Origin of the sequence: Mycobacterium sp. 852002-40037_SCH5390672, from assembly GCF_001665875.1 — a bacterium.
GTDB lineage: Bacteria > Actinomycetota > Actinomycetes > Mycobacteriales > Mycobacteriaceae > Mycobacterium.
Genome location: NZ_LZTA01000140.1, coordinates 19,951 through 34,370, shown reverse-complemented (window position 1 = coordinate 34,370; position 14,420 = coordinate 19,951). Strand labels below are relative to the sequence as shown.

14 protein-coding genes are annotated in these 14,420 nt (G+C 66.3%); 4 read left to right on the top strand and 10 right to left on the bottom strand.

Translation table 11 applies throughout. The features are described from left to right. The first annotated feature begins 32 nt into the window (after positions 1-32). Together sat and A5782_RS24835 are read left to right on the top strand one after the other, a co-directional pair. Positions 33-1,292 carry a sulfate adenylyltransferase gene (gene sat, locus A5782_RS24840; RefSeq protein ID WP_067105001.1) on the top strand — a complete coding sequence of 420 codons (1,260 nt, stop codon included), beginning with the start codon at positions 33-35 and terminating at the stop codon, positions 1,290-1,292. Next, positions 1,289-1,618, top strand: coding sequence for a hypothetical protein (locus tag A5782_RS24835; RefSeq protein ID WP_067105000.1), 330 nt, complete (start codon positions 1,289-1,291; stop codon positions 1,616-1,618). Before sat ends, A5782_RS24835 begins: the two co-directional genes overlap by 4 nt. 44 nt (positions 1,619-1,662) lie before the next feature. On the opposite strand, the gene fadD21 is transcribed toward A5782_RS24835, so the two are convergent. Together fadD21 and A5782_RS24825 are read right to left on the bottom strand one after the other, a co-directional pair. Continuing rightward, on the bottom strand, positions 1,663-3,411 hold the full coding sequence (gene fadD21, locus A5782_RS24830; protein WP_067104999.1) for a fatty-acid--AMP ligase FAAL21/FadD21: 1,749 nt from the start codon (positions 3,409-3,411) through the stop codon (positions 1,663-1,665). Between the two features lie 27 nt (positions 3,412-3,438). Beyond that, complete coding sequence (locus A5782_RS24825) at positions 3,439-5,073, bottom strand: CdaR family transcriptional regulator (RefSeq protein WP_067104998.1); 1,635 nt, start codon at positions 5,071-5,073, stop codon at positions 3,439-3,441. Between the two features lie 84 nt (positions 5,074-5,157). Here A5782_RS24825 and pruA point away from each other — a divergent pair, with 84 nt between their 5' ends. After that, entirely contained in the window at positions 5,158-6,789 is a 1,632-nt protein-coding gene (gene pruA / locus A5782_RS24820) for an L-glutamate gamma-semialdehyde dehydrogenase (protein ID WP_067104997.1), read from the top strand. Continuing rightward, positions 6,789-7,751 carry a proline dehydrogenase family protein gene (locus tag A5782_RS24815; RefSeq protein WP_067104996.1) on the top strand — a complete coding sequence of 321 codons (963 nt, stop codon included), beginning with the start codon at positions 6,789-6,791 and terminating at the stop codon, positions 7,749-7,751. Before pruA ends, A5782_RS24815 begins: the two co-directional genes overlap by 1 nt. A gap of 72 nt (positions 7,752-7,823) precedes the next feature. On the opposite strand, the gene A5782_RS24810 is transcribed toward A5782_RS24815, so the two are convergent. The 8 genes from A5782_RS24810 to A5782_RS24775 are packed head-to-tail and all read right to left on the bottom strand — an operon-like array spanning position 7,824 to position 14,418. Beyond that, on the bottom strand, positions 7,824-8,444 hold the full coding sequence (locus A5782_RS24810; protein WP_067104995.1) for a TetR/AcrR family transcriptional regulator: 621 nt from the start codon (positions 8,442-8,444) through the stop codon (positions 7,824-7,826). Next, positions 8,441-9,511: a zinc-binding dehydrogenase gene (locus A5782_RS24805; RefSeq protein ID WP_067104993.1), complete on the bottom strand. Its 1,071-nt coding sequence runs from the start codon at positions 9,509-9,511 to the stop codon at positions 8,441-8,443. The genes A5782_RS24810 and A5782_RS24805 overlap by 4 nt, the downstream gene beginning before the upstream one ends. 10 nt (positions 9,512-9,521) lie before the next feature. Further along, positions 9,522-10,691: a lipid-transfer protein gene (locus A5782_RS24800; RefSeq protein ID WP_067104992.1), complete on the bottom strand. Its 1,170-nt coding sequence runs from the start codon at positions 10,689-10,691 to the stop codon at positions 9,522-9,524. Next, positions 10,688-11,155, bottom strand: a complete 468-nt coding sequence (locus A5782_RS24795) for a MaoC family dehydratase (RefSeq protein ID WP_067104991.1) — start codon at positions 11,153-11,155, stop codon at positions 10,688-10,690. Before A5782_RS24795 ends, A5782_RS24800 begins: the two co-directional genes overlap by 4 nt. Continuing rightward, entirely contained in the window at positions 11,152-12,264 is a 1,113-nt protein-coding gene (locus A5782_RS24790; RefSeq protein WP_067104989.1) for an acyl-CoA dehydrogenase family protein, read from the bottom strand. The genes A5782_RS24795 and A5782_RS24790 overlap by 4 nt, the downstream gene beginning before the upstream one ends. Before the next feature lie 7 nt (positions 12,265-12,271). Beyond that, the gene (locus A5782_RS24785) at positions 12,272-12,670 is read right to left on the bottom strand and encodes a Zn-ribbon domain-containing OB-fold protein (protein ID WP_067104987.1); all 399 of its coding nucleotides are present in this window, start codon (positions 12,668-12,670) and stop codon (positions 12,272-12,274) included. Further along, a complete protein-coding gene (locus A5782_RS24780; RefSeq protein ID WP_067104985.1) occupies positions 12,670-13,215 on the bottom strand; it encodes a MaoC family dehydratase N-terminal domain-containing protein in 546 nt (181 codons plus the stop codon). Before A5782_RS24780 ends, A5782_RS24785 begins: the two co-directional genes overlap by 1 nt. Positions 13,216-13,233: 18 nt before the next feature. Next, positions 13,234-14,418, bottom strand: coding sequence for an acyl-CoA dehydrogenase family protein (locus A5782_RS24775; protein ID WP_067104983.1), 1,185 nt, complete (start codon positions 14,416-14,418; stop codon positions 13,234-13,236). Positions 14,419-14,420 lie beyond the last annotated feature (2 nt).

Here is a 14,420-nt window from a genome sequence, read left to right as displayed (position 1 = left end):
CAACCGCCGATTACCGAAACGAGGTCACTTTCATGAGCTACCAAGGTCATAACGGCAAGCCGATCGTGGAACGGGTGTCCACCGAAAACGCGGTGAGTCAGATCGACGGGTTGCCGCGCGTCCCGATCTCGAAAGGCACCGCTCACGAGGTGATCAGCCTTTCCTACGGTTTCTTCACTCCGCTGACCGGGTTCATGGGCCGGCGCGAAGTGGAGGGCACGCTGGACAAATTCCAGCTGCCCGACGGCACGCTGTGGAGCATCCCGATCGTCTTCGATCTTTCCGCGGAAGACGTCGAGAAGCTCGGGGTGAAAGAGGGCCACAGCGTCGTCCTCGAATATCTCGACGCCCCGATGGCGCTCTTTGAGGTCTCCGAGATCTACGAATACGACTTGGAGCGCATGGCCGAAAAGACCTATGGCACCACCGACCCCCGGCACCCGGGGGTCAAGAAGATGCTGGCCTATGCGGATCGTTTCATCGGCGGCGACATCACGCTCATCAACGAACCGGTGTTCAACGAACCCTTCAAAAGCTTCTGGCTGACGCCGAGGCAGCACAAGGATGCCCTGGCGGCAAAGAACTGGAAGCGTGCCGTCGCCCACCAGACCCGAAACGTTCCGCACACCGGCCACGAGGCCCTGATGAAGCAGGCGTGGTTGGCGGCGAACGAGGACCAGCCCGTCGACAACCTGAACACGGGCGTGCTCGTCAACGCCATCATCGGCCAGAAGCGCGTCGGGGACTACATTGACGAGGCAATCCTGTTGGCGCAGAACGAATTGCGAACCAGCGGGTATTTCCGCGAGGACGTCCACCTGGTGTCGTTCACGCTGTGGGACATGCGCTACGCGGGGCCCCGGGAGGCCATCTTCCACGCGATTCTGCGGACGAACCTCGGCTGCACGCATCACATGTTCGGACGGGACCACGCGGGCGTGGGGGATTTCTACCACCCATACGATTCACAGAACATCCTCAAGCAACACCGGAGCGAGCTGGAGATCAAATCCGTGTTCCTGCGGGAGAACTGGTACTGCCCGGTGTGCCAGGAGGTCACCAATTCGGCCCTGTGTGGCCATGACGATCAATCACAAAGCTTCAGCGGCAGCCTGATTCGAAGCATTCTGACCGACGAGGTCAAGCCGACCCAAATGGTGATGCGGCACGAGGTGTTCGAAGTGGTGATGGACAGCGCCGCGAAGTACGGCCAGGGTTCGCCGTTCGTCACCGAGGAGTATCTGAAAGACAGGTTGCCGGTCTTTACGCTGAACCAATTGGAGAACTCATGAGCAGTGGCGAGAAGAAGATCAAGGTCAACGTCTGGATCAACGAGGAACGATTGGAAGCGCTGGCGAATGCCGGAATGGCGGACCTGGCGAACGAGGCTTTCGCCGGTATGAAGCTGCTCGAGATCTACGCCACCGAGGAGCAGAAAGATGTTCTCCTGCAGCGGTTTCCCGGGGCTAAGTACGACTCCGCCACAACGCGCTCGATCGAGCTACTGCCGAAGCTGGTCAAGGACAGGCTGCTCGAGCTCTCCATCAAGATGCACTCCACCGGCCCCGACGTGGTGGGTCACTTTCTTGGGGAAGCCCAGACGGCGAATAGCCAATAGGGGGGACGCCGTCGCGCAAAACGGTTGTGGCACGGCGGAACCGCTCAGGAGTCCAACCGGGTGAACCGTTGGTGGCGGTACTGCTCGACACAAGCGGCACGCCGGATCTTGCCGCTGGTCGTGGTGGGGATCGATCCCGGTGCCACCAGGACCAGATCGGCGACGTTGAGCCCGTGCGAGGTCGATATCGCCGCGGTGACGTCGTTCTTGACTATGTCCAGCTTGTGCAGCGCGTCGACATCGGAATCGCCGTGCTTCTTGAGTTCGACGATGACCACCAGCTTTTCGGTCTCGTCCACCGGCACCGAGATCGCCGCGACCCGGCCGCCGGTGATCCGGTGCACCGTCGATTCGATGTCCTCGGGATAGTGATTGCGGCCGTAGACGATCAGCAGATCTTTCATCCTGCCCACGATGAAAATCTCGTCCTCGAAGACGAAGCCGAGGTCGCCGGTGCGCAGCCACGGACCCTCGGGCGTGCCGGGTGACGGGTCGGCCAGGATGCCGCCGAAGGTGCGCTGTGTTTCTTCGGGCTTTTGCCAGTAGCCGCCGGCCACGTTCTGGCCGTTGACCCAGATTTCGCCGACCGTTCCGGCCGGGCACTGCGTGCTGGTGTCGGGGTCGACGATCCGCACCGTCGGCGACGTCGGCGTGCCGTAGCTCAGCAGCGGCGACCCGGTCTCGGCCGAGCACCGCTGCGCGCTGCCCTCCGACAGCCGCTCCGATTCGAAGTGGACGACCTGCGGAGCGCCGGGCTCGGCGCGGCTGGTGACATAGACGGTCGCTTCGGCCAGGCCGTACGAGGGTCGCATCACGTGTGCGCGAAAGTTATACGTGGCAAACCGTTTACAGAAGCGGTCGAGCGTGGCGGGATGGATCCGTTCGGCACCACTGACGATGCTGATGACGTTGCCCAGATCGACTCCGGTCATGTCCGCCTCCGTTGTCTTGCGGACCGCGAGCTCGAAGGCGAAGTTCGGCGCGGCGGAGAAGACCGGATTGGGTTGGGACATCGCGTGGATCCAGCGGGCCGGGCGTTGCAAAAACGCGACCGGGCTCGTCACATCGCCGAGATACCCGCCCAGGATCGGAGCGATGACGCCTTGAACCAAACCCATGTCGTGGTAGAACGGCAGCCACGACACGCAGACGGTGTCAGGCGGGGCCACCCCGTTGATGTCGGGAAAGTACGCGGCCATCAATTGCTGGAAATTCACACGAAGGTTGCGGTGCGAGACCATCACCCCGGCCGGAAGGCGCGTGGAGCCCGACGTGTACTGCAGGTACGCGATCTCCGGGGCTCCACTGATCCCGATGCTCGACGAATTCGGTTGGTCCGGATCCAGCGCGTCGACGGCGATGACGGCCGGGGCGGGGTCCGGGGTACCCGAGTCCGGGCGGCGCAGGTAGTCGTCGACGGTCGCGGCGGCCGCCGACGTGGTGAGAACGACGGTGGGTGTGGTGTCCGCCAGGACCGCGGCCACACGTTCATCGTGCGAACCCGGCTGCGGAACCGAGAGCGGGACCGCGATACGCCCGGCCTGTATCGCGCCGAGGAAGGCCACGATGTAGGGGAGGCCCTGGGGGGCGAGGATGACGGCCCGGTCGCCGGTGGTGCCATGCCGCTTGACCTCGTGCGCAACGTTGAGCGTTCGCTGATACAGCTGCGCCCACGTCAGAGTCTCGGTGACGCCCGCCCAGTCCTGCTCGTAGTCGGTATACCGGAACGCCAAGTCGTCGGGCTGCAGGCCGGCGCGTTCCCGCAGCAGGGAGACAACCGACGAATTTTGCATGGGCGCTAGGTTACCGCTTCAACATCGTCACGCGTGGCGGCCGCGACGTCGGGGCAAGGGAGGGCGGCAATGACTTTCCAGCACCCGTAATCCCAGCGAAAACACCAGCCGCACCTCGGGATCGGCCAGCGAGGTCGACAACAACTTCTCGATCCGGCGCACCCGATAACGGACCGTATTCGGGTGCACTCGCAACGATTGGGCGGCCGCAGCGATGTCGCCGAAGGTATCCAGGTAGGTCCGCAACGTCTCGGCCAGCACCGGATCGTCGTCGCGCAGCGCCACCATCCGCGGATCGATCAAGCGCTCGTCGCTGCCGACCAGGGCCACGATTTCGTCGAGCAGCACGGTGGTACGCGCTTCGGCTAGCGACGTCACCTGACCGAACGAAATCGGGTGCCGCTCAGCGCTGTCCAGCACGCGATCCACTTCGATGCGCGCCGCGGCGACCCCGGCAAGGCCCGCGACCGGCGCGGCGATGGCCGCCCGTAGCCGCACTCCGAGTTCGGCACGCATGGCGCCGATGGTGCCGCGCACCCACGAGGTGACCGACCGGTTATGGGTCTGGGGGACAAGCACATACGTTCGCGAGCCGGCCGAGGCGACCTGGGCGTCGCGACGAAAAGCGCTGGCGCTCAGGGCAATGACATCGGCGAGACGAGCGTGACGGGGTGAACCGTCCACCGCGTCCCAACCGATCAAAGCCGCGTCACCGTCGGCGGCAATGCCGAGTTCGCGGGCAACAGCGGCCACGTCGACGTGCGCGAGGGTTTCCGCGTCAGCGAGGCCGAGAAGTTGCTGCACCCGCCGGGTGTGGCCGGAGGGCCGGGCCGCCAGCCGCGACATGATCCGGGCGGCCAGCACGGCGGCGCCCCGCAGCATCTCCTCGGCATCGTCGGCCAGTGGTTGCGAGCCTTGCTGTACCCAGATGGTTCCGGCGAACACCGGCGGTCGCCGCGCATCGGGCGCGGGCTGGTACACCCCGACGGCCAGTCGCGGACGCAGCCCTAACTCGGGCCGCTCGGCGACGCGGACCACCTCGCCGCCCGACCGCAACGCGTCGAAGATGCCCCATTGGCCGATCCACTCGAGATGCTCGGGCGGGCCGGCCCTGCCCAGGATGGAAAGGCGGCGCAGCTCGTCGGCTTCATCGTTGGAGGCCGAATAGGCCAAGACGTGTGATTGAGCGTTTTCGATGCTGACCATGCCGTGGATGCGGTCGGCGAGCGACTGCGCCAACCCGAACAGGTCGGTGCCCGAATCATCCATCGCATCCGCGCGGTCCCCGTGATGCTCCAGCACGTGGTTCACCAGCTGATAGAGCCGCTCCCAGCGGGCCCGTGGGTCGACGGCCACCATGGCCGAGCCGGCCGCAACGGCCGTGGCCACCAAGGCAGTCGACGGCCCTTTGACGAAGATGGCCACCGGCACACGGTCGCGCGCCTGCTTGTCCATCCACCGCAGCGCCTCGTCGTCGGCGATCCCCAACAGGAAGAAGACGTCGGCGGAGCCCGCCGCGGCCGCCAGCCCCAACCGCACGTCGTCGGAGTCGATCAGCGCCGTCGACGCCACCGGCAGGTCCAGGCCCCGAGGCGCGTCGACCAGGCTCACCAGGGTCGCGTCCAGCGCCAGCAGCAGCTGCCCCAGCCCCACACCGGCCATGTTGTTCGATGTTACTACGAACACCATCCGGTATTGTCCGATCGGCTAATTCTATGCGGGAGGATCGCGAGGACCCTTGGCAGCATGGACGCGATAACCCAGGTCCCGCTGCCGGTCAACGAGCCGGCCCACGACTACGCGCCGCACTCTCCGGAGCGCGCCCGCCTTGTCACCGCGCTGGCCGCGCTGGCCGATCATCCGATCGACCTCCCGCACGTCATCGGCGCTACCCACCGGATGGGCGACGGTGAGCGCATCGACGTCGTCCAGCCGCACCGGCACTCCGCAAAGCTGGGCACCCTGACCAACGCGGGGCACACGGACGCGGTGGCGGCGATCGAAGCTGCGATGGCCGCAAAAAACGCTTGGGCGGGACTGCCGTTCGACGATCGGGCGGCGATCTTCCTGCGCGCCGCCGACCTGCTGGCCGGGCCGTGGCGCGAGAAAATCGCCGCCGCGACGATGCTCGGCCAATCCAAGTCGGTCTACCAGGCCGAGATCGATTCGCCGTGTGAGCAGATCGACTTCTGGCGATTCAACGTGGCGTTCGCGCAACAGATCCTGGCGCAGCAGCCGATCAGCGGGCCCGGCGAGTGGAACCGCAGCGAATACCGGCCGCTGGACGGCTTCGTGTACGCGATCACGCCGTTCAACTTCACCTCCATTGCCGGCAATCTGCCGACCGCGCCGGCGCTGATGGGCAACACCGTGGTGTGGAAGCCGTCGATCACCCAAACACTGTCGGCGTATCTGACCATGCAATTGCTCGAGGCAGCGGGGTTGCCACCAGGGGTGATCAACCTGGTGACCGGCGACGGCCTCGCGGTCTCCGATGTGGCACTGGCCGACCCGCGGCTCGCCGGGATCCACTTCACCGGGTCGACGGCCACCTTCCAGCATTTGTGGCAACGGGTGGGTGCCAACATCGGCCGCTACCAGAGCTATCCGCGGCTGGTCGGCGAGACCGGTGGTAAGGACTTCGTCGTCGCGCATGCCTCGGCGCGGCCGGACGTGTTGTGCACGGCGCTGATTCGCGGCGCATTCGACTACCAGGGCCAGAAATGCTCGGCCGCCTCGCGGGCGTTCATTGCGCAGTCGGTGTGGCGCCGCATGGGTGACGACTTCCTGGGGAAGTCCGCCGCGCTGCGCTACGGCGACGTCACCGATCTGACCAATTACGGGGGAGCACTGATCGACCGGCGCGCCTTCATCAAGAACGTGGACGCCATCGAGCGGGCGAAGGGCGCGGCGCGCGTCACCATCGCCGTCGGTGGTGAATACGACGACAGCGAGGGCTATTTCGTGCGACCTACGGTGCTGCTGTCCGACGACCCGTTCGACGAGTCATTCGCGACGGAATACTTCGGCCCGCTGCTGTCGGTGCACGTGTATCCCGACGACGATTACGAGCGGATCCTCGACGTCGTCGACACCGGATCCCGGTACGCGCTGACCGGCGCGGTCATCGCCGACGACCGCGCCGCCGTGCTGACCGCCCAGCATCGGCTGCGGTTCGCCGCCGGGAACTTCTACATCAACGACAAACCGACCGGCGCGGTCGTCGGGCGCCAGCCGTTCGGGGGATCCCGAGGCTCGGGCACCAACGACAAGGCCGGATCGATGCTGAACATGTTGCGCTGGACGTCGGCTCGCACCATCAAGGAGACGTTCATCCCGGCAACCGATCACACGTACCCGCATATGGGCGCCGACTGATGGCCGGACTGTTCGCCGCCACGCTGCGCCCGGCGATCATGGCCGCCGGCCGGCGCGAAGGGTTGCGCCGCACCGCCGAACGGCTGTCGGTCACCCGCAAGGTGGTGCGGCGCTTCGTCCCCGGGGAGACGATCGGTTCCGTCTGCAATAGTGTTGCTTCCCTTCGTTTGTCGGGCCGCTTCGTCAGCGTCGACCATCTGGGCGAGGACGTCGCCGATATTGACGACGCCGAAGCGGCCGTGCGGACCTACCTGGATCTGATCGACACATTGGGCGGCCTCGATGGTGCGGGCGACGCTGTGCGGCCGCTGGAAGTCTCGGTCAAGCTGTCGGCGCTGGGTCAGTCGCTGGAGCGCGACGGGCACAAGATCGCGCGGGAGAACGCGTGGTCGATTTGCGACGCCGCCCGGCGGGCGGGTGTATGGGTGACGGTGGACGCCGAGCACCACACCACCACCGATTCGACGCTGCGCATCGTGCGCGACCTGCGGGCCGAGTTTCCTTGGCTGGGCCTGGTTTTGCAGGCTTACCTGCGGCGCACGCTGGATGATTGCGAGGAATTCGCCGGCTCCGGTGCCCGGGTCAGGCTGTGCAAGGGCGCCTACGACGAACCCGCCTCGGTGGCCTACCGGGAACCCGCCGAGGTCACCGACTCCTATCTGGCTTGCCTTCGGGTGCTGATGACCGGGTCCGGCTACCCGATGGTGGCCTCCCACGATCCGGAGATCATCAGCGCGGTGCCCGCTATGGCGCGCGAATCAGGCCGTGGCATCGGTGAATTCGAATACCAGATGCTGTATGGCATTCGCGACGACGAGCAGCGGCGTCTGGTCGCGGCCGGAAACCAGCTGCGGGTATACGTGCCGTTCGGCACCCAGTGGTACGGCTACTTCATGCGGCGGATCGCCGAGCGGCCGGCGAATTTGGGGTTTTTCCTGCGGGCTTTGGCGCAGCGCCGTTGAGTGTGCGCTGACGGCGCCGTGAACGCACAAATCCCGACGTGGACGCACACTCGAGGCCGTGGGCGCACGCCGTCATTGAGCGCGTCGCGGCCGCGGTCGATCGGCGGCAAAGCCGCGCACCACGTGGGCGCGAACGAACTCCGCTGCCACGTCGGGATCGTCCATGTCCAGCGTCGAGGACGGCGTGCTGAAAAGCGAGAACAGGATGCGCGCGAACCATTCACCGGCGGCCTCGATGTCGAGGTCCTTGCGCACCTCACCCGTGAGCCGGGCGGCCGCCAGGTAGGGGGCGAAGAATTCGACGCATTCGCGCAGCAGCACGGCGGCATCCTTGGTCAGCAGCAGGCTGATGGCATCCTCGTCGAAGTACTTCTCGGACGCGATGACCCGCCGCGCCTGGGTGACGAACACCGCTGCCGAACATAGCTTGTCTTCCAGCGTGCCGCCACGGTCCATGGCCGTGGTCATCTCGCGGTAGAACCGCTCGGACGCGTGTTCGGCGCACGCCTCGACGATCGAGGCCTTGTCGGAAAAGTATTCGTAGATGGTGCTGCGGGATACGCCGGCCCGCTTGGCGATGTCGACGATGGTTGCCTTCTGCAATCCCTGCTTGCCAAAACACGCGATCGCGGACTCCACGATGAGCTCGCGGGTATCGGTCGCCTGATTGAAGGCGGAAGCCTGAGTCGTCACGGAATCAATGCCCCTCGAGGGACGAGCCCGGCATCGGCCGAGGCGAACGCGGCGTTGACGTCGGCCAGATGGTAAGGCTTGGGCATCAGCCGCTCGAACGGAAAACTGGTGTGCTGCAAGAACGATAGGCCCGCGGCCAGGGTGACCGGGTCGTACAGCATCACGCCGCGCATGGATTTATTGCCGTAGACCAACGCGCTGGGGTCGAGCTCGAAGGTGCGTCCCATCCCGACGTTGCCGACTTCGAGCAAGGTTCCGCCGTTATTGAGAAAACCGATCCCCGCCAAGATGACGCCGGGCACACCGACAACCTCGAGGACCCAGTCCGCGCCGATACCCTCGGTGTGCTTATGCACCTGCTCGGTGACCTCGGCGGCCGAGATCCCGCTGGCGTCGATGCAGTGGGTGGCGCCGAAGTCGGCGGCGACAGCGAGTCGTTCGGCGATCTTGTCGATGACGATCACCGCGGCGGCCCCCGCTGTCCGAGCGACGGCCGCGGCGTTGATGCCCAGCCCGCCGGCGCCCTGAATGACAACGGTGTCGCCGAGCCGCACGTCGCGCAGCGCGAAGAGCACTTGCGCGAGGGCGCAATTCAGCGGCGCGACGGCCTCGTCGGGCAGGTCTGCGGGCACTTTGTACAACGGTTGCCGGCGGCTGGTGTAGTAGTACTCGCCGTAGGCGGCGACGAAGTGCGGCGCCTGTTCGTGCGTACGGTATTCGCCGGCCATCAGGTTCTGGCAGGCATATGACCGCCCCCGCGCACACGCGTGACAACTGCCGCAGAACCAAAAGTACGGCGCCACCACGCGATCACCGACGGCCAGCGGCTTACCGGTCGCGTCGGAGGTCAAGCCGTTGCCGAGTTCGGCTATCTCGCCGACCATTTCGTGACCCATGGCGAACGGGCAGGGCAGCGGCAGCTCGCCGCGGAAGATGTGCAGGTCGGAACCGCAGATGCCGGCCATCCGCAGCCGCAGCGCCGCGGTGCCCGGCGCCGGTGTGGTCAAGGGGAATTCGGCCAGCTCGATGGGGCCGCCGTGGGCGGTCAGGAGCGCGAGCTTCGGCATGACGGTCCCCTCAGCCGGCCGGTGCGAGAATCAGGCCACTGGTGGGCACGCCGGTACCGGATGTGACCAGCACGTGTTCGACGTTGTCGACCTGGTTGTGCGACGTGCCGCGCACCTGGCGCACCCCTTCGGTGATGCCGTTCATGCCGTGGATGTAGGCCTCGCCGAGCAGGCCGCCGTTGGTGTTGATTGGAAACTCGCCACCCAGCGACAGCCGCTCGACGGTCGCGAAGTCCTTAGCCTCCCCGCGCCCGCAGAACCCGAGCTCCTCGAGCTGGGCGAACACGAACGGTGTGAAATGGTCGTAGATGAAGGCGGTTTGGATGTCTTGCGGCTTGAGGCCGGAATCGCGCCACAGCTGCCGGCCCACCACGCCCATCTCGGGCAGCCCGGTGATCTCGTCGCGGTAATAGCTGGTCATCATCTCCCCGTTATGGGCCGCGCCCTGGGCGGCCGCGGTGATGATGGCCGGTGGCTGCCGCAAGTCTCGGGCGCGCTCCGCGTTGGTGATGACCAGCGCGACCCCGCCGTCGCTCTCCTGGCAGCAATCCAGCAGGCGCAGCACGGGTTCGACGATCCAACGCGAATTCTGATGGTCTTCCAGGGTGATCGGGCGCTGGTAGAACCAAGCCTCGGGATTGGTCGCCGCATGTTTGCGGTCGACCACCGCGATCCTGCCGAAGTCCTCGTTGGTGACGCCGTACGTCGACATGTAACGCTGGGCGTGCACCGCGACCCAGGCCGCGGGAGTGAGCAGTCCGAACGGAGCGTAATGCGCCATGAACAATGGTGTTTCGGCCATGCTGCGGCCGCTGCCGCCGAACCGGAAGCCGGACCGTTCGTTGAAGGCACGCCAGCACACCACGACATCGGCGACGCCGGTGGCGACGGCCATCGCCGCGTGTACGACGGTTCCGGCGGCCGCGCCGCCGCCGTGGTGCACGCGGGAAAAGAAGCTCAGATCGCCGATGCCCACGTTGCGCGCGATGTCGATCTCGTCGCTGGAATCCATGGTGAACGTGACCATGCCGTCGACGTCGCTGGGTGCCAGTCCGGCGTCGTCGAGTGCCGCGCTGACCGCCTCGCACGCCAATTGCAGCTCGCTGCGCCCGGATTCCTTCGAGAACTCCGTCTGGCCGATCCCGACGATGGCCGCGGCGCCCGGCAGCGTCCGGCTCATGCTTGCCTCGTCTCGCAGGACCCGTCGAGCAGGCTGAGCACGGCGGTGCCCGAGACATGGTCGCCCAGGCTGTTGGCCCCCGCGAAGGTCACCTCGACAAAGTTCTCGCCTCCCGAACCTTCGGTCTTGCCGGTGACGCTGCCGGTGAACCGCAACGGGTCGTCCGGAAAGCATGGCACCCCAAGACGGATGGACAGGTTCTTCACCATCGCTTCGGGTCCGGCCCAGTCGGTGAGGTAGCGCACGCAGTAGCCGTTGGTGGTCAGGATGTTCATGAACAGGTTGGGCGAGCCCTGCTGCTTGGCGTAGTCGCGGTCGTGGTGCACCGGCATGAAGTCGCGGGTGGCGATGGCGCCGGCGACGATCATCGTTGTGGTGATCGGTATTTCGAGCGGCGTGACCTCGTCGCCGACCGAAATATCCCGCCATTGCAGGGTCGTGGTGCGACTCGCGGTAGTCGTCATGCGGGTCCTTCCGAATAGGTTGCGCCGAGGTGGGCCAGCTGTGCCGAAGCCGGACCGAGGGCCAGCTCGTTGTGCTTGGCCCACAGGAAATAGCGGTGCAGGGGATAGGTGACGTCGATGCCGATGCCGCCGTGGACGTGCTGGGCGGTGGCGGCAACACGGCCGCCGGCCTCGGCGGCCCAGAACTTCGCGATGCGCGCCGCCCGGTCGGCGGGACGCCCGTGCGCGATCAGCCAGGCGGCCTGCCAGGTGGTCCACCGGATCGCCTCGACGTCGATGAAGGCGTCGGCCATGCGCTGTTGCACCGCCTGGAAGCTGCCGATCGGGCGCCCGAATTGCTCGCGCCCCGTGGTGTATTCGGCGGCGATGCGCAGCGCCCGTTCGGTGACACCGAGCTGGATCGCGCACAGCGCCACCAGGGCGCGGATGTAGAGCGACTCGACCAGCCCGTCGCCGGCGATCCTGTCCTGCGCGGAAGCGATTGCGCCGTCCAGGAATACGTCCGCGTGTGGTTCGCGGTTGGTGGTGGACACCGGGCGGATCTCGACGCCCGTGGCGTGGCTGGCCAGCAGGAACAGGTCCACGTCGCCGTCATCCGTAGAGGCGGGAATCAGCACCGTGTCGGCGAGTTGCGCCGCCGGCACCAACTCCTTGGCGCCATCGAGGCGCCAGTTCGGGCCGTCGCGGCGTGCGGTGGTAACCGGGTTGGTCGGATCCGAGCGGCCGGGCTCGGTCAATCCCGTTGTCAGGATGCGGGATCCGCTGACCACGCCCGGCAGGAACCGTTGTTGCTGTTCGTTGTTGCCGTGCCGGACGATCGGGTCGGCGCCCAGCACCAGGGTGGCGTAGGCGGGCACCGGGGCGACGCTGTAGCCGACCTCGGCCAGCAGCACGCCGAGTTCCACGAAGCCACCGCCGTTGCCGCCCACCGATTCCGGCAGAGCGGTGCCCAGCAGGTCGGCCGTCGCGAGCTCCTTCCACAGCGAGTCGTCGTACCGCGCATCGCCGGCTTCCAGCTCGGTCAGCCGCTCCGGCGTGGCGCGGCGCTCGAACAGATCGCGCGCCAGCTTGGCGATTGTCTCCTGCTCTTCGGTGAAGGTGAAGTCCATGAGAGGCCTATGCGCTCGGCCGGAACTGGTGCAACACCAGGTCGTTATCGAAAGCTTGGTAGTAGACCTCGACCGGCATCCCGGGTGTCACCTCGGCCGGGTCGATGCCGGTCAGGTTGGACACCAGCCGCACCCCCTCCTCGAGTTCCACCAGGACGACGACGTAGGGGTACTCGAAGAACGGAAACTTCGGCTCGTGCGGCATCACGTAGCTGTAAACGGTGCCACGGCCCGACGCCTCGATCGCCTCCCACTCCAGGGAGCGGCAGTGCGGGCACATCGGGCGGGGCGGGTGGCGCAGCTGCCCACAGCCACTGCACCGCTGGATCAGAAGCTTATTCTCCCGCAATCCGTTCCAGAAGAATTCGGTGTCGCCGGTGATCGCCGGAGCCAGCCGGGCCGCCATCAGCTCGCCGGCCTGAATCGCAGCACCCGGAATCGCTGCCGCCCCAACACCTCGCCGTTCTGATCGGTGTAGGTCGTGAGCCAGGTCAGAAAGAATCCCGTGCCCAGCGCCGTCTTCTTCTCGTCGGAGACCGACTCGTAGACCGTCGTCGCGCTGATCACGTCGCCCAGCCTCGGGTACCGCTCGATCTCGAACTCCGAATTCGTCGCCACCGTGCTGGTGTAGCCGGCCTCATCGAGGAATGCCGTTGGGTTGCCGGTGATCTCGACGGGCGCCCCACCCCGCTCGCCGATTCCCTCCAGCTTCGGCGACGGCATCGTCCAGGTCTGCAGCATCACCGGCGGTGACACGATGCCGCCGAACCGTGACGACGCGGCGAACTCCGGGTCGATGTAGACGGGGTTCATGTCGGCCATCGCGTACGCCCAGTGCCGGATCATCGGCTGGTTCACCGGGTCAGGTGCCAGTGAGGGCTTTCCGGTGCCGCCGGTCGGCTGGCCCACGAGGGCCCGCACCTTGGCGCTGACGGTTTCTGAATCGGTCACTGAGTTCTGTCCTCCTGACTATTTCGCGGCCCGAAGGTCGCGGGGGGCGCGGGGCATACCCAACCCGGCCATGGCGATGATGTCACGCTGAATCTCGTTGGCTCCGCCCCCGAAGGTATTGATGACCGCCTGCCGGTAGGCGGATTCCAGCGCGCCGCGAAGCGGCGCGTCGGTACCGCGCCGCACCCCGTTGCCGTCCAGTACCTCGAGCAGTTCCCGGGCGACCTGCTGCGTGAGCTCGGTGCCGAACACCTTGGCCGCTGACGCTTCACCCATGCTGAGCACACCCTTCGTCATCGCCGCGTTCACCCGCGAATTGACGAGTTTGTATGCGGCGACTTGGGCTTCGACCCGCGCCAGGGCCTGCTGCACCCAGGGCTGATCGATGACGCGGCCACCGTCGAGTTCGGTGCTGACGGCCCAGTCCAGGGTCTTTTCGAACAGCGGCTCGAGCGCGCCGAGGTTGCCCAGGGCCGCGCGTTCGAAGTTCAACTGCGTGGTGATCAGCTGCCAACCCTGGTTCTCCGCGCCCACCAGCGCGCTGACCGGCACCCGGACGTCGTCGTAGAACGTGTAGAACGTCGAGATGCCGGGCATGGTGTGCAGCGGCTGCCAGGAGAATCCGGGCGACGAGGTCGGCACGATGAGGATGGAAATGCCCTTGTGCTTCTTGGCTTCCGGGTCGGTGCGAACGGCCAGCCAGATGTAATCGGCGTAGGCCGCACCGCTGGTGAACATCTTTTGGCCGTTGATCACATATTCGTCGCCGTCGCGCACCGCGGTGGTGCGTACCGAGGCCAGATCGCTGCCCGCGCCGGGCTCGGAGTAGCCGATGGCGAACTCCACGGTGCCATCCAAGATCGCCGGCAGAAACTGCTGCTTCTGCTCGTCGGTGCCGTAGTGCATCAGCGTCGGCCCGACAGTGTTGAGCGTCACCAGCGGAATGGGCGCGCCGACCCGGCGCGCCTCTTCGGAGAAAATGAACTGCTCGATGGCCGAAAACCCCTGCCCACCATATTGTTTAGGCCAGCCGACGCCCAGTAGATTGGCCGCGGCCAGGGCGCGGACGCATTCGCGCACCGCGGGCCCACCCTCCATCCGCTCGCTTACCGCGGCGACGCGTTCCGGCGTCATCACGGTTTCCAATGTCGCGCGCATCTCGGCGCGCAGCCGCTCTTGGGATGGCGTGTATTCGAGGTCCATCG